At 67.4% G+C, this 19,932-nt stretch carries 14 protein-coding genes; 2 read left to right on the top strand and 12 right to left on the bottom strand.

Annotated features, from left to right (window positions below):
* Positions 1 to 82: 82 nt before the first annotated feature.
* On the bottom strand, positions 83 to 334 hold the full coding sequence (locus J3A66_RS02045; protein WP_037528446.1) for a hypothetical protein: 252 nt from the start codon (positions 332 to 334) through the stop codon (positions 83 to 85).
* Positions 335 to 592: 258 nt separating this feature from the next.
* Between J3A66_RS02045 and argJ the strand changes: the two genes are divergently transcribed.
* On the top strand, positions 593 to 1,813 hold the full coding sequence (gene argJ, locus J3A66_RS02050; RefSeq protein ID WP_209566757.1) for a bifunctional glutamate N-acetyltransferase/amino-acid acetyltransferase ArgJ: 1,221 nt from the start codon (positions 593 to 595) through the stop codon (positions 1,811 to 1,813).
* Positions 1,814 to 1,871: 58 nt separating this feature from the next.
* Here argJ and trxA read toward each other — a convergent pair whose 3' ends face one another.
* From trxA to J3A66_RS02085, 7 genes are all read right to left on the bottom strand, one after another.
* Complete coding sequence (gene trxA, locus J3A66_RS02055; protein ID WP_031393340.1) at positions 1,872 to 2,195, bottom strand: thioredoxin TrxA; 324 nt, start codon at positions 2,193 to 2,195, stop codon at positions 1,872 to 1,874.
* A gap of 65 nt (positions 2,196 to 2,260) precedes the next feature.
* Positions 2,261 to 5,689 (bottom strand): double-strand break repair helicase AddA, encoded by a 3,429-nt coding sequence (gene addA, locus J3A66_RS02060; protein ID WP_209566759.1) that lies wholly within the window; start codon positions 5,687 to 5,689, stop codon positions 2,261 to 2,263.
* Complete coding sequence (gene addB, locus J3A66_RS02065) at positions 5,676 to 8,618, bottom strand: double-strand break repair protein AddB (protein WP_209566761.1); 2,943 nt, start codon at positions 8,616 to 8,618, stop codon at positions 5,676 to 5,678. The genes addA and addB overlap by 14 nt, the downstream gene beginning before the upstream one ends.
* On the bottom strand, positions 8,611 to 9,366 hold the full coding sequence (locus J3A66_RS02070) for a nucleotidyltransferase family protein (protein WP_107933648.1): 756 nt from the start codon (positions 9,364 to 9,366) through the stop codon (positions 8,611 to 8,613). Before J3A66_RS02070 ends, addB begins: the two co-directional genes overlap by 8 nt.
* The gene (locus J3A66_RS02075) at positions 9,363 to 10,331 is read right to left on the bottom strand and encodes a phosphotransferase (protein WP_209570344.1); all 969 of its coding nucleotides are present in this window, start codon (positions 10,329 to 10,331) and stop codon (positions 9,363 to 9,365) included. The genes J3A66_RS02070 and J3A66_RS02075 overlap by 4 nt, the downstream gene beginning before the upstream one ends.
* Positions 10,328 to 10,777: a tRNA (adenosine(37)-N6)-threonylcarbamoyltransferase complex ATPase subunit type 1 TsaE gene (gene tsaE / locus J3A66_RS02080; protein ID WP_107045840.1), complete on the bottom strand. Its 450-nt coding sequence runs from the start codon at positions 10,775 to 10,777 to the stop codon at positions 10,328 to 10,330. The genes J3A66_RS02075 and tsaE overlap by 4 nt, the downstream gene beginning before the upstream one ends.
* A 43-nt stretch (positions 10,778 to 10,820) precedes the next feature.
* The gene (locus tag J3A66_RS02085; RefSeq protein WP_056675642.1) at positions 10,821 to 13,181 is read right to left on the bottom strand and encodes a PAS domain-containing sensor histidine kinase; all 2,361 of its coding nucleotides are present in this window, start codon (positions 13,179 to 13,181) and stop codon (positions 10,821 to 10,823) included.
* A 425-nt stretch (positions 13,182 to 13,606) separates the two neighbouring features.
* On the opposite strand from J3A66_RS02085, the gene J3A66_RS02090 reads away from it, so the two are divergent.
* A complete protein-coding gene (locus J3A66_RS02090) occupies positions 13,607 to 16,546 on the top strand; it encodes a TonB-dependent receptor (RefSeq protein ID WP_209566762.1) in 2,940 nt (979 codons plus the stop codon).
* A 137-nt stretch (positions 16,547 to 16,683) separates the two neighbouring features.
* Here J3A66_RS02090 and J3A66_RS02095 read toward each other — a convergent pair whose 3' ends face one another.
* From J3A66_RS02095 to hisI, 4 genes are read right to left on the bottom strand one after another with little or no spacing between them, the layout of a single operon-like run.
* On the bottom strand, positions 16,684 to 18,486 hold the full coding sequence (locus J3A66_RS02095; RefSeq protein WP_031441213.1) for an acyl-CoA dehydrogenase C-terminal domain-containing protein: 1,803 nt from the start codon (positions 18,484 to 18,486) through the stop codon (positions 16,684 to 16,686).
* A gap of 3 nt (positions 18,487 to 18,489) precedes the next feature.
* Positions 18,490 to 18,942, bottom strand: coding sequence for a MerR family DNA-binding transcriptional regulator (locus tag J3A66_RS02100; RefSeq protein WP_031396539.1), 453 nt, complete (start codon positions 18,940 to 18,942; stop codon positions 18,490 to 18,492).
* A 32-nt stretch (positions 18,943 to 18,974) separates the two neighbouring features.
* Entirely contained in the window at positions 18,975 to 19,478 is a 504-nt protein-coding gene (locus J3A66_RS02105) for a hypothetical protein (RefSeq protein ID WP_245336666.1), read from the bottom strand.
* On the bottom strand, positions 19,475 to 19,837 hold the full coding sequence (hisI, locus tag J3A66_RS02110) for a phosphoribosyl-AMP cyclohydrolase (protein WP_209566765.1): 363 nt from the start codon (positions 19,835 to 19,837) through the stop codon (positions 19,475 to 19,477). The genes J3A66_RS02105 and hisI overlap by 4 nt, the downstream gene beginning before the upstream one ends.
* Positions 19,838 to 19,932: the final 95 nt, after the last annotated feature.

The raw sequence follows: 19,932 nt of genomic DNA on the forward strand, positions 1-19,932 counted from the left end.
TTATAGGGCGCGACGGCACGCGGAGGCACGCACGCGCAAAGAGGAGAAGTGGCCCGCAGGCCGAGAGATCAGGCGCGCGGCGCTATTCGCGCCGACGGTCTACCCAGATAGGGGCCGTGATGATCGCGACGACGGGCAGCGTCGCCGAGGTGGCAACGTCGTCGAGCGAGGCGAGCGCGGCGACCGGTCGTACCGCGACCTTTGCCACCGCCACCGCCGCGGTCTGCGCGCAAATGCTGCCCTGCGCCACTGCCTGTGCGGACTGCCCACGCACACCCGGCACCGCGCCGGTCAGCGCGGACAGGAGGGCAGAAAGGAGAAGCAGCAGGTTCATGCGAGACCGGCTGTATGCGAGCTTGCGCGTAAAATCTACCATTCGTCGGACGGAAGCACCCGGCGAACGCGCGGACGCTCGATCCGTAAGGGGACGGCGTGGTGCGTAGGTACGACGACCCTGACGGACGCTCGTCGACCGTCGACGCGCGCAGATGTCATGCGATAGCCCCCAACCGCACGGGACACCGGTCGACGGGCGGCTGTCAGACGCGACCCGCGATCTTGCGGGCCGGACCGCAGCGACTATGAAGGCCGGATGCAGATCTCGCCGCTCGCCTTGCCCTTCCCCGCCGCCCCTTTGATCGACGGGGTCGTGCCGCATGTCGCGCGTGCCGGCTACAAGGCCTGGGACCGGTGCGACCTGACGTTCGTGACGCTCGATCCAGGGACGGTCGTTGCGGGCGTCCTTACGCAGAGCAAATGTCCGTCTCCCGAGGTCGAGTGGTGCCGCGCGGCACTGACTCTCGGACAGGCGCGCGCGCTTGTCGTCAACGCGGGCAATTCGAACGCCTTCACTGGTGCGCGTGGCCGTGCCGCGGTCGAGGCGATCGCCGCACGAACGGCCGCGCATCTCGGTTGCCAGCCCTCGGACGTGTTCGTCGCCTCAACTGGCGTGATCGGCGTGCCGTTGCCGATCGACAAGGCCGAAGCCGGGCTCGACGCCGCGTTCGCAGCCACGCCGTGCGGCTGGGAGGACGCCGCCGCGACGATCATGACCACCGATACCTTCACCAAGGGCGCGGTGACGACCGCGGTGATCGGCGATCGGACCGTCACTTTGGTCGGCATCATCAAGGGCTCGGGTATGATCGCGCCGGACATGGCGACGATGCTCGGCTTCATCTTTACCGATGCCGCGGTCGAGCCCGCGTTTCTCCAGGCTGCACTGTCCAAGGCCAATGCGCCGAGCTTCTCGTGCATCACCGTCGACAGCGACACCTCGACCAGCGACACGGTGCTCGCATTCGCGACGGGCAAGGCCGGCAACGCCCCGCTCAACGACGACGACAGCATCGGCGCCGACGCGTTCCGCGCGGCACTGGTAGATCTATGCCATCAGCTTGCCCTGCTCGTCGTCCGCGACGGCGAAGGCGCACAGAAGCTGATCGAGATCCAGGTGACCGGCGCAGAAAGCGACCGCAGCGCACACCGGATTGCTATGAGCATCGCCAACTCGCCTCTGGTCAAGACGGCGGTGGCTGGCGAGGACGCCAATTGGGGTCGTGTCGTGATGGCCGTCGGGAAAGCGGGAGAGCCCGCCGACCGCGACACATTGTCGATCCGGTTCGGCAATACGCAAGTGGCTGAGGGCGGGCTCGCGCTCAGCGGCTATGACGAGGCGCCCGTTGCGGATCATCTGAAGGGGCAGGACATCGAGATCGGCGTCGATCTCGCGCTGGGCGACGGTGCGGCCACGGTGTGGACCTGCGACCTGACGCACGGATATATCTCGATCAACGCCGACTATCGCAGCTGAGCTCACCTCTAACCGCCACCTCAAAGAATCTGAGGTGGCGGTAGCGGTACGTACCGTCTTAGGCGAGCTCGCCTTCAAGCCACGCCTTGAGCTGGCCCTTGGGTGCTGCACCAACCTTGGTTGCTGCCGGGGCGCCGCCCTTGAACAGGATCATCGTCGGGATCCCGCGCACGCCATACTGGCCTGGCGCATCGGGGTTCTCGTCGATGTTGAGCTTGGCGATCGTCACCTTCTCGCCCAGTTCCTCGGACAGCTCCTCGAGGCTCGGCCCGATCATCTTGCACGGCCCGCACCATTCGGCCCAGAAATCGACGAGCACGGGGCCGTCGGCGTTCAGCACGTCGGCATTGAAACTCGCATCGGTGATCTGCTTGGTCGCCACTGAAATATCTCCTTTGTTATACCGTAATCTAGGGTTCGGCTGCACGCGTCTCAACCGTCGACAGCCTAGCTTTGCTCCGTCATCGCATAGCGCGGCTTGTGCCTGTCGAGCATATCTGCCGGTATCGCGATCAATCGGGGTGCCGCGGTGTACAGCAACGCCGCCTCGATCGTCCGCCCCGGAAAGATCACCCGCAACGCCGCTGCATAGGCTGCCATCTGCTTCAGATGATAGTCCGGCACCTCGTCGAGCCCGCGCGGCGCACGCCGCCCGGTCTTGAAATCGATCACCCGGATGGTCTCCGCACCGATCAGCAGCCGGTCGACGGTTCCCGATACCACGATGCCGTCCGCCAGCGTGGCCGCGATCGGCGCTTCGGCAAGCGAGTCGATACCGAACAGGTCTGCGAAGCGCGGATCCTCGATCACGCCGATCGCGCTCGCTGCAATTTCCGCACGCGCGGCGGGATCGGAAACACCGCCGGCTTGGCCGAGCCAGCGATCCGCCGCCGCCGCCCGCGAACCGCCGTCGACAGCGGGAAGGCGCTCGAGCAGCTTGTGGATCAACGCGCCGCGTTCGGCCGCAAGCCGCATCTCCGGGGTCGGCGGCGGGTCGGACACCGCATCCTCGCCGAGCGCAGATGGCGACAACGGGCGCGACGGTCGCGACTCCTTCGGTGCCGCGTGCCGGGCCCAGTCGGGTATCGTCTGGGAAGGCACGGCCACGTCGTTCGCCGCGGGCTTGACCGGTACCGGAAATTCCGTCCCGTCGCCGACGAAGACCCGCTCGCCCTCCGCGTCCGCCACGCCCAACGCCGTCAGCGCGCGATCCGCGGCGCCATACCAGCTCGTCACCGGCGCAATGCCCTGCGCCCGCGTACCGAGCGCGCCCGCGATGACCAGACGCTCCTCGGCGCGGGTCGCCGCGACATAAAACAGCCGCCAATGCTCCTCCAGTTCGCGCCGCTCGGCTGCAGTCACCACGGCATCGAGGGGGCCACCCCGCTCGCTGCTGCGCGGGCGGAACACCGGCAACGGGGCGACCATGTCCTCGGGAGTCCATTTCAGGATCGACCGCGGTGCGGCGGCGGGATCGGCGGTCGCATCGGCAAGGATCACCAAGGGTGCCTGCAGGCCCTTGGCGCCGTGCGCGGTCATCACGCGCACTGCATCGAGCGGCGCCGACGGATCGCGGACGATGTCGACATCGCCGCGATCGAACCAGTCGAGGAAGCGCTGCAGCGACGGTGTCGTGTTGCTCTCGAACGTCAGTGCTGCGTTGAGCAGTTCCTCGATCGGATCGCGCGCTTCGGTCCCCAGCCGCAGGATCAGCTTGCGCCGTCCGTCGAGCGGCCCGGACAGGAGCTCCTCCAGAAACTGATAGGGAGTCGCGATGTCCGCACGAGCGAGCATCGCGAGCAGCGGCGCAAGGCGCTCGGCGGACTGCGTCCGCTGAAGATGTCGCCACAACGGGCCGGCCTCACGTGGCGCCGCCGCCATCAGCTCGTCCTGCGTCCAGCCGATCAGCGGCGAGACGAGCAGCGATGCCAGGCTCAGATCGTCTTCCGGCTGCAACACGAAGCGGATCGTCGCGAGAAGATCCTGGACGGCGAGCGGTGCGTTCAAGCGCAGCCGGTCGACACCCGCGACGGGCACGCCCTCGGCATAAAGCCGCGCGACGATCAGCGACGCGAGATCGCCGCGCCGCTTCACGAGGATCATCACATCCTCGGGGCGGAGCCGTCGCCCCTTGCTCTCGAGCATCAGCCCATCGGGCGCGAGCCAGCGTCGGACCGCCTTGGCGATATCGCCCGCGAGCTTGCGGACCGCATCGTCGACCCAGCCCTCCTCGTCGTCCTCGCTCCCCCCTGCGATGACCGTTGGCCACAGCGTCACGCTGCCCGGGCCCTTGACCTCGCTCGCATGGACCTCGAGCTCGCCGATCGCGCCAAGCCCCGGCTCGCCCGCCGCGGCGACCGCGGCATCGACGAACGCGAGGATCGGCCGGGTCGATCGGAAGGAGTGGGTCAGCGACAGCCGCTCGAGCGGCAGGCCCCGCTCCGCCTCCGGCCACTCGTCGTCGCCCGCAACCTCGAGCGCACGCCGCCCGAAATGCAGCTCTGCGGCGGCGAAGTTAAACGGGTCGGTCCCCTGGAAGCCGAAGATCGCCTGCTTCCAGTCGCCGACCGTGAACAGCGTGCGCGTCGACGGGGCATAGATACCGCGCCCGACGAAGAACTCGTCGGCCAGCGCCCGCACGATCCGCCACTGGTCGGCATTGGTGTCCTGCGCCTCGTCGATCAGGACATGCTCGGTTGCCTGATCGAGCTTGTAGCGAACCCATTCGCCAATGCCGGGCTGGTCGAGCAACGCCACGGTCGTCGCGATCAGATCGTCGAAATCGACCCCGCCGACGCGTCGTTTCGCGAGTGCATAGGCACGCGCATAATCGCGCCCGACCTCCAGCCCATCCGCGAGAAGATCGGCATAAGCCACGCGCTGGATCATCGATGCAATATCTGCACAGGCCGCGCCGACATCCTGTGCCAGGATCTCATAGTCAGGTTCGAGGTCGATCAGCTTCTTCTGCGCCTTGCGCGGCTCCCCCTTGGCCGTCAGCACGACGCCTGCGAGGTCGGGAAGCATAGCCGCACGGTCCGGCGACGCGAGCCACGCCTCAACCGTGGCCGCCTGCTTCAGGCCGGTCGCGGTTCCCCACGCCCGGTTGGCCGCGCCGATCCGCGTGATGGCATCGATATCCAGCGCCTCGCACCAGTCCGCGACCGCCTCGTCGATATCGCCGGCGGGCAGCTCGAGCGTCCGGCGCAACCAGGGCCGGATACCGGACGGCAACGCCTCGAGCGCGGGCAGCGCGCGGGCGCAGGCCATCAGGAACCCCTCGGCACCGCCCTCCCCCATCCGCAGGGACAAGCGGCCGACGATCTCGACGGGACGCTCCCGCCCCTCACGCTCGGCGTCCGCGAGCATCCCCGCCAGCGCCTCGCGTGCAAGCCCGGCTTCCTCGCGCGCCTCCAGAGGGCGAAAACCCGGCGTCAGCCCGGCTTCGACCGGAAACGCCGCCAGCAGGCCCTGACAGAAACCGTGGATCGTCTGGATCCGCAACCCGCCCCCCGGCGCGTCGAGCACCTTGGCGAACAGCGTCCGCGCACGATCCTGCAACGCTTGGTCGGGCACCTCCCCCAGGGCGATCAGGTCGGCACCCAGCGCGGGGCCGGGCATCCGCACCCAGGCGGCAAGGCGCCCGTTGATCCGCTGCGCCATTTCGGCCGCACCCGCCTTGGTGAAGGTCAGGCACAGGATCGCGCCCGGATCGACACCGCGCAGCAACAGGCGGAAAACGCGCGCCGCGAGGACCTGGGTCTTGCCGGTTCCCGCCGATGCGGACAGCCAGACATGAGTTCGGGGGTCACTAGCTGCGGCCTGCGCGCCCTTGAGCCGGGGCAAGGTGCGGAGCTCGCCGCTATTCACGGCCATACCATTCATCGCGGCGCATCAGCTGGTCATACTCGGCATAGGGGGCGTATTCCGGCACGAGCTTGGCGGTGAAGGCGGCGCTGCCGGTGAGCCAGTTGCCCGCGACCTCGGTAAAGTTGTGTGCCGCCGTCGCGGTGAAATCCGCGGTCGGGATCTTATCGCGTTTGCCCTCGGGATCGACCGGACTCTCGACATAGCCAAACGCATCGCGCTTCTTGCCAAGCGACCAATATTCGAACGCGCCAGCCTTGCCGGCGACATCGGCAAACCCGCCGCGCTCGGCGATCAGGCCCAGCAACCCCAGTTGCAGGCTATAGCCGGCGCGCACCGCGGTCGCCGAGGGTGGCTTGCCGGTCTTGTAGTCGATGATTGCCAGTTCCCCGCCCGGCAGCCGGTCGACACGGTCGTACCGCCCGCGCAGCGTCACCCCTGCAATCGCGATCTCGCCCTTGCCCTCTGCGCTGGCGACGACCCGACCATCGACGGCCTGCGCCGCGATCGTGCCCGCGATCCAGTCGATCGCCTCGAGCAGCCGCGGCTGCCAGAGCGCACGCATCATCGGGTGCGTCCGCTCGTCGCGCAGCATCGCCTCGGCACGCGGCCGCAATGCATCGATCGCGCAGGCGTCGTGCTTCCACCATTGCTCGAGAATGTCGTGGACCGCGGTGCCACGCCACGCCGCGCTCGGATCCGCATCGACCGGGTCGAGCGGCATCAGACCGAGCACCCTGCGGGCATAGAAGGCGTAGGGGTCGGCCTTCAGCCGGTCGACCTCGGTCACCGAAATCAGCCTTGGCCGCAGCGCAGCGATCGGCGACGGTGCCGGACGGTCGGAGGGCCGGTGCGCCCGCGGATCGTCGAGATCGCGTGTCCACGCCTCGAGCGCCTCGGCGCGCTCGAATCTGTCCCCCGCAAGTGCCTGCAACCGCAGCCACAGTCGCGACGCCAATGCCGGCGATTTGGCGTCGCGGCGCGCACGTGTGACGATCGCCCGCGGCGCGCCGAGCGCCTGCGCAAAATCATGCGCCGACGTCCCCACCTGCCGCTCGAGGCCCGGCAGCCCGAGTTCGGCGCGGATCCGCGGCGCAAGCCACGGGTCCGGCGCAGGACGGCCTGGCCACATGCCTTCGTTCAGCCCGCCCAGAACCATCAGGTCGGCGGTCTGCAATCGCGCCTCGAGCAGGCCGTAGATCGCCAGACGCGGATGCGCGCCCTGCAATGGCCGCACCGCAACCTCGTCGAGCAAGGTCCGCAAGAGCTGCGCAAGTTCGCCCGGATCGACGAGTGGCGGACCAGCATCGGCCTCGATCTCGAGATCGGCAAGGCATTGCGCCGCCGCACGCCCCGCGGGGCCGGCCCAGAGTTCATCGCCGCACAGCGCCGCGGCCGTCTCGCGAACGATCGCGAGCAACGGGCCGAGCGGCTGGGCGCCGCGTTCGAATACCGTGACGATCGGCGTGAGCAGCGCTTCCGCCTCCGGCCACCAGCGCTTCGCCGTTCCGGCGCGCAGATGCGCATCGACAGCATCGAGCCCTGCTGCGGGCCGCGGTCCGCGCAACGCGCGATCGAGCGCGCGAACGCCGTCGAGCCACGCCAGCCGGGTATCGCCACTGCGGACCAGCGGGTGCTTCAGCAGCGCCAGCAACGCAAGCGGTGCGAAACGCTGTGCCGCAGCCTCGACCAGCGCGAGGATCAGGGTCCCGGGCGGGAGGATCGACAAGGGCCGGCCCGCGCTGTCGTCGATCAGGATCTGCCAGCGTCCAAGATGCGCCGCGACACGCCGCGCTAGTGCGCGATCGGGCGTGACGAGCGCCGCTGTCCGTCCCGGCTCCTCCAGTACGCCGCGCAGGGCCAGTGCGATCGCCTGCGCCTCCTCGGCGGGGGTTGCCAGTTCGGCGACCGTCACCCCCTTCAGGCGGCGGTCCTCCGCGCCCAGCCGGGTCCACTTTCCGGTGAAGTCGGCGGGGGCCAGTGCATTGGCGATCGCGCGGCTTCGCGTCGTGTCGGCGTCATGGCCACCGCCCTCGCGCCAGGTCGCGACCTCGGCGCGCCCGACGCCCATGCGTTCGAGCAGGAGCTTCAGATGAAATTGCGGATGCGTTTCGATCGACCGCCGCGTCAGCCCGGTATCCGGGTTTCGCGGGTGGGGGCCCAGCGCATCCCATTCCTCGTCGGGCAGGTGCAGATCGAGATCCGCGAACACCACCATGCCGCCTGGCAGGTCCGCGACGCAACGCAGGGCGCGCGCGACCGACGGCGCGGAGTCGGTGACGCCTGCGGCGCAGACCAGCCCGGCCGGCGGCGCCGCACGCCATCGCGTCACCAATCGGTCGAGCAGCGCGGCGCGCCGGGTCGCCGCGTCGATCCGCCCCAGGCGGGCCAGCTCGCCCGGCCATCGCTGCAGCACGACGTCGAACGTCGACAATGCGCGCTGCCAGTGTTCAGTCAGTTCGGGACCGAGTTCGATCTCGTGGAGGCGCGTCGGCGCAACCTCCTCGACGAGCAACTGGTCGAGCGTCTTGGCGAGTTCGCCTGCAAGTCGGACCGCCTCGGCGGCATCGATCGGATGCCCCCCACGCCGGCGTTCTTCCGACACCAGCCGCGCAAGGATCATCCGCCGCTGATAGGGCGGCACTGCCGGCAGTGGCGGATCGGCATCGTCCGCCGGATCGAGCGCCGCGCCGACAGCTTCGCCCAGCCCCGTGTCCCCCAGCGCGATCATCCGCGGCAGAACCAGCCCCCCGCCGCTCGCCCGCACGAACGCATCGGTCACGGCCCGGATCGCGCGGTTGTTGGGCAACAGGATCAGCGCGCGGGCGAGCGCCAGCGGATCCTGCCCTGCCCGCCGGAGCAACCCCGCGACCAGCGCATCGGCAAAGGCGCGATGGGCGGGGATGGTGTAGAGGGTCGGCCCCGTCCGTTCAGCCACCGGCGAGGATCGCCTCGGTCCTTGGAATCGCCGCGGGGGTGCCCACGTCGAACCACAGGCCCTGGTGAACCTGGCCAAATGCCCGGCCCGCAGCGATCGCACGGTCCCAGAACAGGTTCGTCGAAAACGGTCCCTCGGGCCAATCCGCGATGACGCGCGGGTGGAGAATCTGAATACCCGTAAAGGCGAAGGGTGCGACCCGCCCCGGCTTGCGTCGTCCGGTGATCCGGCCGTCCGCTGCGAGATGGAAGTCGCCCGGACCGCCGTGATTGTGCGCGCGGGCGAGCGGCACCATCAGCAGCAGCGCATCCATCGTCGCATCGTCCCAGCGCGACGCGAGCAGGCGGATCGCGTCGACCGGTCCATCGATCCAGAGATTGTCGCTGTTGACCACCAGAACCGGTGCATCGCCGAGCAGGGTACGTGCCTGGACCAGCCCGCCGCCCGTCTCCATCAACCGGCGACGCTCGTCCGAAATCACGACTTCGATATCGGGATAGCGATCGGTGACATGCGCCTGCAACGTATCGGCAAGATAGTGGACATTGACCACAGCGCGCGCGATCCCGGCACGCTGCAGCCGATCGAAGACATGGTCGATCAGCGCCTTGCCGGCCACTTCAACCAGCGGCTTGGGCCGCGTCGCGGTCAACGGCCGCATCCGCTTGCCAAGCCCGGCCGCCATCACCATCGCCGTCTCGGGCACCGTCCCGCGCGGGATCGGACGGATCATCCGCTGGCCGCTCATGCCGCCAACGCCAGCGGATCACCGCGCATCGCTGCCGGCACATTGGCATCGAACCAGGCCGCGACCGGCGCCATCACCGGCTGGGCCAGGTCACGCTCGAGATAGGTCCAGACCCGGGGACACAAGGTCGGGTAGCGCGGCTTGCCGTCACGCTTCCACAGCCGCGTGAAGATGCCGAGGATCTTGGCGTTCCGCTGCGCGCCGAGCACGTGATAGGCGTTTAGGAAGTCGTCACCAACGCCCGTCGCTTCGCGGTAGCGGGCGAGCATCGCTGCCTCGACCACCGGATCGACGTCGCGGCGGGCGTCCTGCAACAGCGACACGAGGTCATAAGCCGGGTGCCCGGCAAGCGCGTCCTGGAAATCGAGCAGGCCGAGCGCTCCGTCCGGTGCGAGGAGCATCAGGTTCTCGGCATGATAGTCGCGCAGGACGGTGACGGGGGCGGTCGCGATCCCGTGATCGAACACGGCGTCCCATGCCGAATGCCAGCCCGCCCGGTCCGGGACGATCCCGATTGCCGGGCAATACCAGTCGACGAACAGCGCGGCCTCGCGCGCGAGCACGGCACGGTCGTAGGCTGCGAATGGTCCGGCCGGGTGCGCGTGAAGACGCCCGAGCAGGTCGATCGCGGGCGCATAGAGCGCCATGCCCTCGTCGGACGATGCGTCGATCGCCTCGCGCAACCGATCATCGCCAAAATCCTCGATCAGCACGAGCCCCTGCGTCAGGTCGCTCGCGAGGATCGCGGGTGCCCGGAACGTCCGCTCGACCAGCCACTGTGCGACCGCGATGAACGGGCGCGGGTCTTCATGTGGCGGCGGCGCGTCCATCAGGATCGCGTGGCGCGGCCCTGCGACAACGCGGAAATAGCGACGGAACGAGGCATCCCCCGCAACCGGCAGGAGCGTCGCCCCCGCCCAGCCATGCGCGTCGAGAAATGCGGCGGCGCCCGCCGGGGGTGTCATATCGGCCATCGCCGCGTCCAACCCTCCGGCACTCCGGCTGTCAAGCCGCGCGTGCCGTCCGGTTCGATCGTGAGGTCGAGCCGAAGCGCGTCCGGCCAATAGTCCGGCCCCGCCCGCTCTGGCCATTCGACGATCAGAACGGAATCATAGCGCGCGTCGTCAAGCGCGAGCTCGACGATCTCGTCCGGATCGTCGATCCGGTACAGATCGACGTGGAGCACCGGCAGACGCACCTCGGGGGGTGCATAGGGCTGGACGATCGCGAAACTCGGCGATGGCGCCTCGCCGACCAGACCGAGCGCCGCCAGCAACCCGCGTGCCAGGCTCGTCTTCCCCGCGCCGAGCGTCCCCGTCAGCGCAATCACGTCACCCGCCTTGACGTGCGCTGCCAGTTTCGCGCCGAACGCCTCGGTTGCGGCGGGATCCTCTAACCGCAGCGCCGTCATGCGACCGAACCGGGGCAGCGTGCGTGTCTTTTCAAGGCGATGATCATCTCCGCGGCAGTTCGACCGTGATCAGCGTGCCGTTTCCGGGTTCGGATACGAGATCGATCGTGCCGTTATGCGCCTCGACAAACTGCTTGGCGAGCGGCAGGCCGAGCCCCAGCGCACGATCGCCGATCGTCTTGGATTCGGCGAACCGGTCGAACGCATGCGCGACGCCCTCGGCGCTCATCCCCGCGCCGTCATCCGACACGACGATCCGTGCATGCGTCGCGTTACCGTCGGCGTGCAGGAGGATCCGCCCCCCCTCGGGCGTACCGGCGACCGCGTGACGCAGCAGATGCTCGACAATCTCACGCAGTCGCTTGGGATCGCCGCAGATACGCCCGGTCGAGCGCCCGATCTCGATCGCGAAGTCGAGCTTGCGGCGCCGCGCGGTGGCCTGGATCGAGCCTGCCGCGGCGCGGGCGACCACCGCCAGCTCGACATCGGTGCGCACCATCTCGGTGCTCTCGCTCTCGGTCCGGGTCAGGTCGAGCACGTCGTCGACCAGCAGCCCGAGCCGCTCGACCGATTCGAGAATGGCCTCGAGATACCCCCCGGCCTGTTCGCTCATCGGCCCGGCATAGCCACCGTGCAGCATCTCGGCGAAACCACTGATCGACGTCAGCGGCGTCTTGAGCTCATAGCTCATGTTCGCGACGAACGCCGTCTTCACCTTGTCCGCCGCCTCGAGCGCGTTCGCGCGTTCGCGCAAGGCCTGCTCCGCGCGCCGGCTGTCGGTGATGTCGAGCATCGTGAACAGCGCGTTGCCGTCGGGCAGCGGGACGCCCGCGAATTCGAAATGCCGGCCGTCGGCAAAGGCAACGCGGCCCCCGCGCTGCTGGCGTCCGGCGGTCGCCGATCGCACGAGATCGGGGATCAGCGCCGACCGGTTGGGCGTCATCAACTTGCCCGCCGCCGCATCCGCAAAGACGTCGACACGCGGATGGCCGGCAAGGAATTCCTCCTCGAGGCCCCACAGCACCCTGAACCGGTTGTTCCACAGTTGCAGCCGGCCGTCGGCGGCGAACACGCCGAGCGCTTCGAACAGATTGTCGAACGTGGCCGTACGGACGCGGAGCAGCGTGTCGCGCGCGCTGGCGAGCTGGACATGCTCGGTGCGATCCTCGAAGATCAGCAACAGCCCGCCATCGGGCAAGGGCTGGGCGACGACTCGCAAATGCGTCCCGCCGCGCAGGTGCCAGATCTCCTCGCTCGCGCCGCCGTTCGGCATGGTCCCGGTCTGCATGAACCATGCGCGCCGCTCGGCCTTCCATGCCGGAAAGTCGCGTACTTCGGGGAGCCGGTCCGCTTCGCGCATCCGTTCGAGCACGCGGTCGAATTCTGGACGGTCGGCGAGCCACTCCGCCCGCATCGCGAACATCCGCCGGAACGGCTGGTTGCAGAAGACCAGGCCGCGGTCGCCACCGAACTGCGCGACCCCCGCCGACAGTCGGTCGAGCATCGCCCGCTGCGCCTCGGCGAAACGCTTGGCACCCGAGCGCGCCTGCTCGAGATCCTCGATGTCGATCGCAAAGCCCGCCACCCCGCCGGTCGGCAGCGGAACGTCGTAGATCTGGAGCGAACGGCGGGCACCATCAATCGTCGCGGGCAGGACCTGCTGGTGCGGCCGCCCCTGCTCGCGCGCGGCGGCGGCACCAGCCAGCGGCCCGCCGCGCCCCGATCCCTCGACGAGTTCGAGGCCGCGCGCGACCACGTCCTGCGCATCCTGGCCCTCGACCGCCGCGACATAGGCGGAATTGACCATCGACAGCCTGAGATCGCGCGCCCGGTACCACATCGGCAGCGGCGCGGCTTCGATCAGCCCGGTCAGCGCGTCATAGGCGGCACCAAGCCGCGCCGTCTCGGTGCCGAGGCGCTTGATCTCGGATTCGCTGTCCGTTGCATCGAACGCCCAGATCAGGATGCTGCCAGTTGCCCCCATCGCGCCGGGCGCACGCGCGCCGCGCAGCGTGATGGCCCGCGTCGAACCGACGGGGCGGACTGCACGAACAAAGGGTCGGCCCGAACGCTGTGCAGCGGTCACATCGGCGGTCAGCGCGGCAGCATCCTCGGGTGAGAGCCCGGATTCCTCACCCGCCAGATCCATCAGATAGCGTGGCGCCGGAATACCCAGCCAGTCCGCCATCCGCTGCGGCATCTCCACTCGTCCATCCGAGCGGACGACCGTCGCGACGGCCGGCGACCCATCGAGCAACGCGCGCATCGTCGCATTCTCGGCGAGGGTCGTCGCGACACCGGCGCGCGCGCGCAATCCCAGGAACAGCAGCAGGCCGCCGAGCCCGAGCAGCAGCAGCGTCGCAACGCCGGCCAGAACGGTCGCCCATGTTCCGGGGACCGTCATGTCCCGGAGACACTCTTCGCAACGAGATCGGGAAACACGGTAACCGCCATGGCTCCGTCTACGCCAACAGCGCCCTCCGGGGGAAGACGGCGATCGGGAAATTGCATGCGGCTGATCGGGCGCCTCGCCTGCGCTTGGCGGCTCCGGCACGTCAGCCCGAGGCGCTGGAATCCCAATCCCTCCAGACTGTTGCAAGGATGAAACACATTGTAAAAAAACGATCCTATTCGTCTCAATCGAGTGGATCGGGCCGCGCCGCGAGGCCTAACGGCGGCGCATCGACGAAGGTCAGCGGCTTTGCCCCTTCGTCGGAATGTTTCAGTCGAGAGTATTAAATGACCCCAGCCTATCGTCGCAGTCTGCTCGCCACGAGCCTCCTCGTTGCCGTCTCAACGCTTCCCGCTAACGCGCAAACTGCGCCTGCGATGCCTGCAGCAACACCCGAGGCAGCCGCTCAAGCAGAGGCTTTGGAGCCGGCAACCCCGACCCAGACCGCGACGGATCAGAACCCGCAGGGTGCTGCAGAAGCGCCGGCAGGCGAGATCGTCGTGACCGGCTCGCGCATCGCATCGCCGTCGGCCACCGCCGCCTCGCCGCTCCAGAGCGTCGGCATCGCGCAGATCCAGCAGGCCGGCGCGATCAACGTACAGGACGTCCTGCTCCAGAATCCGGCATTCGGCACCCCGGGCGTCAGCCGCACCAATTCGAGCTTTGCGACGCAGGGCGCGGGCGTGGCGACGGTCAATCTGCGCAACCTCGGCGACGACCGCACGCTAGTCCTCGTCAACGGCCGCCGGTTCGTCGCAGGTCTGCCCGGCAGCAGCGCAGTCGATCTCAACGTCATCCCGACGCAGTTCCTCGAGCGCGTCGACGTCCTGACCGGCGGCGCGTCCGCGGTCTATGGCTCGGACGCCGTCGCGGGCGTCGTCAACATGATCTACAAGACCAAGTTCGAAGGCATCCAGCTCGACGGCCAGATGGGCATTTCGCAATATGGCGATGGCGCCGATCGCCAGGTCAACGCGCTGGTCGGCAAGAACTTCGCCGATGGCCGTGGCAATATCATGCTGTTCGGCGGCTATTCGAAGCAGGGCACCGTGCTGAAGAAGGATCGCTTCACCGAGGCGGGTTCAAGCGCGGTGGATTCGAGCAGCCTCGCCTTGACGACCGGTAACGATGCCGACCTGTTTACGCGTAGCACGCTGCTGTCGGGCTTTGCGCCACAGGGACGCTATGTCACGGGTACCGGCGACAACCGTCGCGGCTTCAGCTACAACCCCGATGGTTCACTCTTCGAATGTTCAAGCGCCGCGTGCCCCGACGCGCCTGGGTTTAATCGCTCGGACTTCCGCTATCTCGCGGTGCCCGTTGAGCGTTATACCGCTGCGGGTCGTGCGAACTTCGAAGTTTCGCCAGCGCTCAACCTGTTCGTCGAGGGCAACTACGCCAAGACGAAGGTCAAGACGGTCATCGAAGCGTTCCCGCTGAGCTCCGACCTCGTCGATATTCCCAATGACGGCCAGATCGCGATCGAGAGCATCGTTGGTGGTGTTCAGTACCGCAATCCGTTCGTGCCGGATGCGATCTTCAACGCTGCCACCGACACGAACGGCGATGGTCTTCGCGACATCAGCTTCGATCGTCGCCTCAACGACTTCGGTCCGCGCACGAGCTCGTCGAGCCGAGAGCTGTTCCGGTTTGCGGGCGGCGCCAACGGCAAGTTCCTCGAGGACCGCTTCAACTACGAGGTTTATGGCATCTACGGCCAGACGGTCGAGAACCAGACCGGCAACGGCCAGTATAACAGCCTGAACTTCACGCAGGCGCTCAATGCGTATCGCGATCCGACGAGCGGCCAGATCGTCTGCGCCGATCCCGCCGCACGCGCAGCCGGCTGCATTCCCGCGAACATCTACGGCGCGGGCGCACTGACACCTGCCGCCTCGTACCTCGCGGTGCCGACGACGTTGTCGACGAAGGTCACGCAGACGGTTGGCGGCGCCAACGTCTCGGGCAAGCTGTTCTCGCTGTTCGGCGCGGATCCGGTCGGCGTCAGCATCGGCACCGAATATCGTCGCGAGACGAGCAGCAACGTGTTCGATCTTCTTACGCAGCAGGGCCTGAATGGTAACAACGCACTGCCGTCCACGCGCGGCAGCTTCGACCTGATCGAGGGTTTCGCCGAGACGATCGTGCCGTTGCTCCAGGATCGCCCGTTCTTCCACTCGCTGTCGGTCCGCGGTGCGATCCGCGTGTCGAACTATTCGACGATCGGGACGACCTACAGCTACAATTACGGCGGCGAGTGGGCGCCGATCGAGGACGTCCGCTTCCGCGTGATGCAGGCGCGTTCGGTTCGCGCCCCCAACATCAACGAGCTGTTCCAGCCGAACCAGCAGGACTTCCCGAATGGTCTGGTCGACCCCTGCGCAGGCGTGACCGCGGCCGCGACCGGCACGCTCGCCGTCAACTGCCGCGCAGCCCCCGGTGTTGCCGCGAACATCGCACAGAATGGTCAGTTCACGATCGGACAGGCGGATCGTCAGGGCATCACCAGCTTCGCCGGCGGCAATCCTGACCTGCAGGAAGAGAAGGGTGACTCGTTCACCGCCGGTGTTGTCGTCAACCCCCGGTCGATCGATGCGCTGCGCAATCTGGTCGTGACGGTCGATTACTTCAACATCCGGATCAAGGGTGCGATCACCACGACGCCGCTGCAGTTCATCCTCAACCAGTGCTACAACGCGGAAGACTCGGACTTCTGCAATCTGGTGGTGCGCCGCGCTGCCGCGCAGGGTGCGAACAGCGCCGGTTCGCTCGACGAGGTCAACAGCAGCCCGCTCAACAGCGGCGGCATCAAGACGTCGGGTATCGACACGACCGTCGCCTATCGCCAGAATCTCGAGAGCCTCGGGCTTGGCGGGACGCTCGGCATGAAGGTGTCCTACACTCACCTGATCAGCGGGTTCACGGTGCCGCTGCCGGGTTCGGAGCGCGACTATTTCGCCGGCGAGATCGGTGCGTCGCGGGATCGCTTCACGACGAACGCGTCATACGACATCGACGGCGTCGGACTGACGATGACGGGCACATGGATCAGCCAGGCAAGCCTCGACGACCAGCTGACGGGCGCCCGCCCGGGCAGCAACCCCGACTACCGCGTGAAGCCGCAATTCTACCTCGACTCGCAGCTCCGCTTCCAGGCCGGCGAAGGCTTCGAATTCTATGTCGGCGGGTCCAACCTGCTCAACAACAAGCCGCCATACCTCGCCGATATCGGCGCGTCGGCCGGCCAGGATACCGATGCGGGCACCTATGATCCGCTCGGCCGCCGCTATTACGCCGGTGTCCGCGTCAGCTTCTGACCGGACCACCATCGATAGAGCGACAGGGGAGCCGGCAACGGCTCCCCTTTTTTGTCCGAGTGACATGGACAAAAAAAGGGCGCGGGCCGCGGGAGAATATCCCGATGCCCGCGCCTTTCACGCCGTGAAGATGGCGATCACGCCGCCATGAACATCTCCGGCGGCAACGCCATCAGCGACTCCGCGCCACCCTCGATCTTGCGACGCAGCGCGCCCGCGTCGGGCAGGATCCGCTCGGCATAGAAACGCGCGGTGATCAGCTTGGCGTCGAGGAACGCCGCCTCGCCCTCACCGGCCGCCTTCAGCTTGGTGGCGGCAACCGCCATCCGCAGCCACATCGCGCCGACCGCGACGATCCCCATCAGATGCATGTAGCTGACCGCACCGGCGCCGACATTCTCAGGGTTCTTCATGCCGTTCGCCATGAACCACATTGTCGCCGCCTGAAGCTGGCCGTTCGCCTTTTCCAGCGCCTCGGCAAATGCCGCCGTCGCCGGATCGCTCTTGGCCGCCGCAACGTCGTCCGCGACCAGCTTGAAGAACGCCTGGATCCCGCGACCGCCGTTCTGCGCCAGCTTGCGACCGACCAGATCCATCGCCTGCACGCCGTTGGTGCCTTCGTAGATCATCGCGATCCGCGCATCGCGCACATATTGCTCCATGCCCCATTCTGCGATGTAGCCATGACCGCCATAGACCTGCTGCGCGTTGGTGGCGATCTCATAGCCCTTGTCGGTGCCATAGCCCTTGATGACCGGGGTCAGCAGGCTGATCATGTCGCCCGCCAGCTGACGCTCTTCCTCGGTCGCGGCGTTATGCTCGAGATCGCCCTGCAGCGCGGTCCACAGGATCAGCGCGCGCAACCCCTCGGTCATCGCCTTGCCCTCCATCAGCATGCGGCGCACGTCGGGATGGACGAACAGCGAATCCGCCTTTTCCTGCGGCTCCTTCGGCCCGGTCAGCGCGCGTCCCTGGCGACGGTCCTGCGCATATTGCACCGCATTCTGATACGCGACCTCGGCCACGCCCAGCCCCTGAAGGCCGACGCCCAAACGCGCCGCGTTCATCATGATGAACATCGCGGCGAGGCCCTTCATCTCCTCGCCGACGAGCCAGCCGGTCGCCGAGTCATAGTTCATCACGCAGGTCGAGTTGGCGTGGATCCCCATCTTGTGCTCGATCGACCCGCAGGTGACGCCATTGCGATCGCCGAGCGACCCGTCTTCGTTGACGAGGAACTTCGGCACCACGAACAGCGAGATGCCCTTCGAGCTGTCGGGTGCGCCCGGCGTCTTGGCAAGGACGAGGTGGATGATGTTCTCGGTCAGGTCATGCTCGCCGCTCGAAATGAAGATCTTCGTACCGGTGATCGCATAGGATCCGTCCGCCTGCGGCTCCGCCTTGGTACGGATCAGGCCCAGATCGGTGCCGCACTGCGGCTCGGTCAGGTTCATCGTCCCCCCCCATTCGCCCGACACCATCTTCGGCACGTACATCGCCTTCTGCGCGTCCGATCCCTTGGCGACCAGCGCGGCGATCGCGCCATGCGTCAGGCCGGGATACATCGCGAACGCCATGTTCGACGAGATCATGTATTCCTGGAACGCGGTCGAGACGACGTGCGGCATCCCCTGCCCGCCATATTCGGGCTGGTTGCCAAGCGTCGCCCAGCCGCTCTCGACATATTGCTTGTACGCCTCCTTGAAGCCGTCGGGCGTCGTGACCGATCCGTCCTCGTGGCGGGTGCAGCCCTGCTGATCGCCCGACAGGTTGAGCGGGAACAGCACTTCGGCGACGAACTTGCCGCCCTCTTCCAGCACCGCATCGACGACGTCGGGGGACGCCGCGTCGAAGCCCGGCAGGTTGCTGTAGCGGTCGAGGCCAACGACCTGTTCGAGGACGAAGCGCGTGTCGCGGACGGGGGGCGTATATTGGGGCATGGTCTATCCTTGCTGGTCGTTGGCGCGGCCGACTTCGAGAAGGGCCACGAAATTGGTAAGCTCATCGATGGCGGCGTCGATATCCCGCTTCTGCGCGGTCAGCAGCGCGATCCGCGACTGGCTGCGTTCGATCACGACCTGACGCTGCGCACGACGCCCGTCGCCGACGTCGTAGAGGTCGATCATCTCGCGGATCTCGCCCAGACTGAAGCCCACACGCTTGCCGCGCAGGATCCATGCGAGCCGTGCACGGTCACGGTGCGAGTAGATACGCTGGGTGCCCCGTCGCTCGGGTGCGATCAGCCCTTCGTCTTCGTAGAAGCGAAGCGCGCGCGCGGTCACGTCAAACTCGCTCGACAGATCCGATATCGTGAAATGGTCGCGATCATGCCGCGGTTCAATCACCGCATAGGATTCGGGAGATGCCCGTTCTGCCGGGGATGCTCTGGTCGCCATGCCGAAACATTTAGCTCTCGTTTACGTCAACGTCAATCTCGGCAGAGAAATTTGCCCGCCTTCGAGCGCAGCGTGGCCGCCTCGGACCGCGACTCGCTCAACCGATCGACCGTCACCGCGGCAAGCGAGGCACGTCCCGCACACAGCGCTTCGCACGCTTCGGGCATGTCGGCGGGGAACGTGATGCGATCCCCGTCGGACCGCGCATCGAATGCGCATTTGCCGAACGTCATCTTCAGCCGCTCGCCGGAGCGCTCGACTGTCCCCGATGCAGCGCAGCTCTGAGCTTCGCCATAATCGACGCTGACGCCGATCCGGCTGACTCGCTCGGTCCCGATGATGCAGATCCGGTCGGTATCGCGCGCCCAAGAGCCCTGAAGCGCGGCACCGGGATCACCAACGATACCCGCGCTCCGCGCCGCCGCCTCGAGCCGCGAACCGGGCGTGCTTTCGGTATTGGTGATGCTCGTCGACGCACCGTCGCATCCGGCCAGCAGCGACAGCAGGAGCATAAGCCCGCCACGCCAGTGGCTCATTCGGCGGTCACCAGGCCACCACCCTCTATACGCCGGAAAAAACAGGTACGTTCGCCGGTGTGACAGGCCGGACCCGCAGCATCGGCGATAACCCATATCGCGTCCTGGTCACAGTCGATCCGGAGTTCGGCGACGCGCAGCACATTGCCCGACGTCTCCCCCTTGCGCCACAAGGCCTGCCGGCTCCGCGACCAGAAATGCGCTTCGCCGGTCGCTTGGGTTTGCGCCAGCGCGTCGGCATTCATGTGCGCCACCATCAAGACATCGCCCGACACGCGGTCGGTGACGACCGCCGTCAGCAGGCCGGAGGAGTCGAACTTCGGATCGAGCGTCAGGCCCGTGTCGCGGCTGTGTGTCATGCTCGGGGACATACCAGAAAGCGGGCGCGAAGCGACGCGAGAGATCAAACCCATTGCGCAATGTTATTACAAGGAGGCGACAAACGCGTGAACCG

Origin of the sequence: Sphingomonas sp. PvP018 (assembly GCF_017876865.1) — a bacterium.
GTDB lineage: Bacteria > Pseudomonadota > Alphaproteobacteria > Sphingomonadales > Sphingomonadaceae > Sphingomonas > Sphingomonas aerolata.

Excerpts from the sequence above, each read along its gene's own strand:
- addA (WP_209566759.1), bottom strand. The coding sequence starts at position 5,689 with ATGGCCGTGAATAGCGGCGAGCTCCGCACCTTGCCCCGGCTCAAGGGC.
- J3A66_RS02090 (WP_209566762.1), top strand. The coding sequence starts at position 13,607 with ATGCCTGCAGCAACACCCGAGGCAGCCGCTCAAGCAGAGGCTTTGGAG.
- J3A66_RS02095 (WP_031441213.1), bottom strand. The coding sequence starts at position 18,486 with ATGCCCCAATATACGCCCCCCGTCCGCGACACGCGCTTCGTCCTCGAA.
- J3A66_RS02075 (WP_209570344.1), bottom strand. The coding sequence starts at position 10,331 with ATGACACCCCCGGCGGGCGCCGCCGCATTTCTCGACGCGCATGGCTGG.
- J3A66_RS02085 (WP_056675642.1), bottom strand. The coding sequence starts at position 13,181 with ATGACGGTCCCCGGAACATGGGCGACCGTTCTGGCCGGCGTTGCGACG.
- J3A66_RS02070 (WP_107933648.1), bottom strand. The coding sequence starts at position 9,366 with ATGAGCGGCCAGCGGATGATCCGTCCGATCCCGCGCGGGACGGTGCCC.
- argJ (WP_209566757.1), top strand. The coding sequence starts at position 593 with ATGCAGATCTCGCCGCTCGCCTTGCCCTTCCCCGCCGCCCCTTTGATC.
- J3A66_RS02045 (WP_037528446.1), bottom strand. The coding sequence starts at position 334 with ATGAACCTGCTGCTTCTCCTTTCTGCCCTCCTGTCCGCGCTGACCGGC.
- tsaE (WP_107045840.1), bottom strand. The coding sequence starts at position 10,777 with ATGACGGCGCTGCGGTTAGAGGATCCCGCCGCAACCGAGGCGTTCGGC.
- hisI (WP_209566765.1), bottom strand. The coding sequence starts at position 19,837 with ATGACACACAGCCGCGACACGGGCCTGACGCTCGATCCGAAGTTCGAC.
- J3A66_RS02100 (WP_031396539.1), bottom strand. The coding sequence starts at position 18,942 with ATGGCGACCAGAGCATCCCCGGCAGAACGGGCATCTCCCGAATCCTAT.
- J3A66_RS02105 (WP_245336666.1), bottom strand. The coding sequence starts at position 19,478 with ATGAGCCACTGGCGTGGCGGGCTTATGCTCCTGCTGTCGCTGCTGGCC.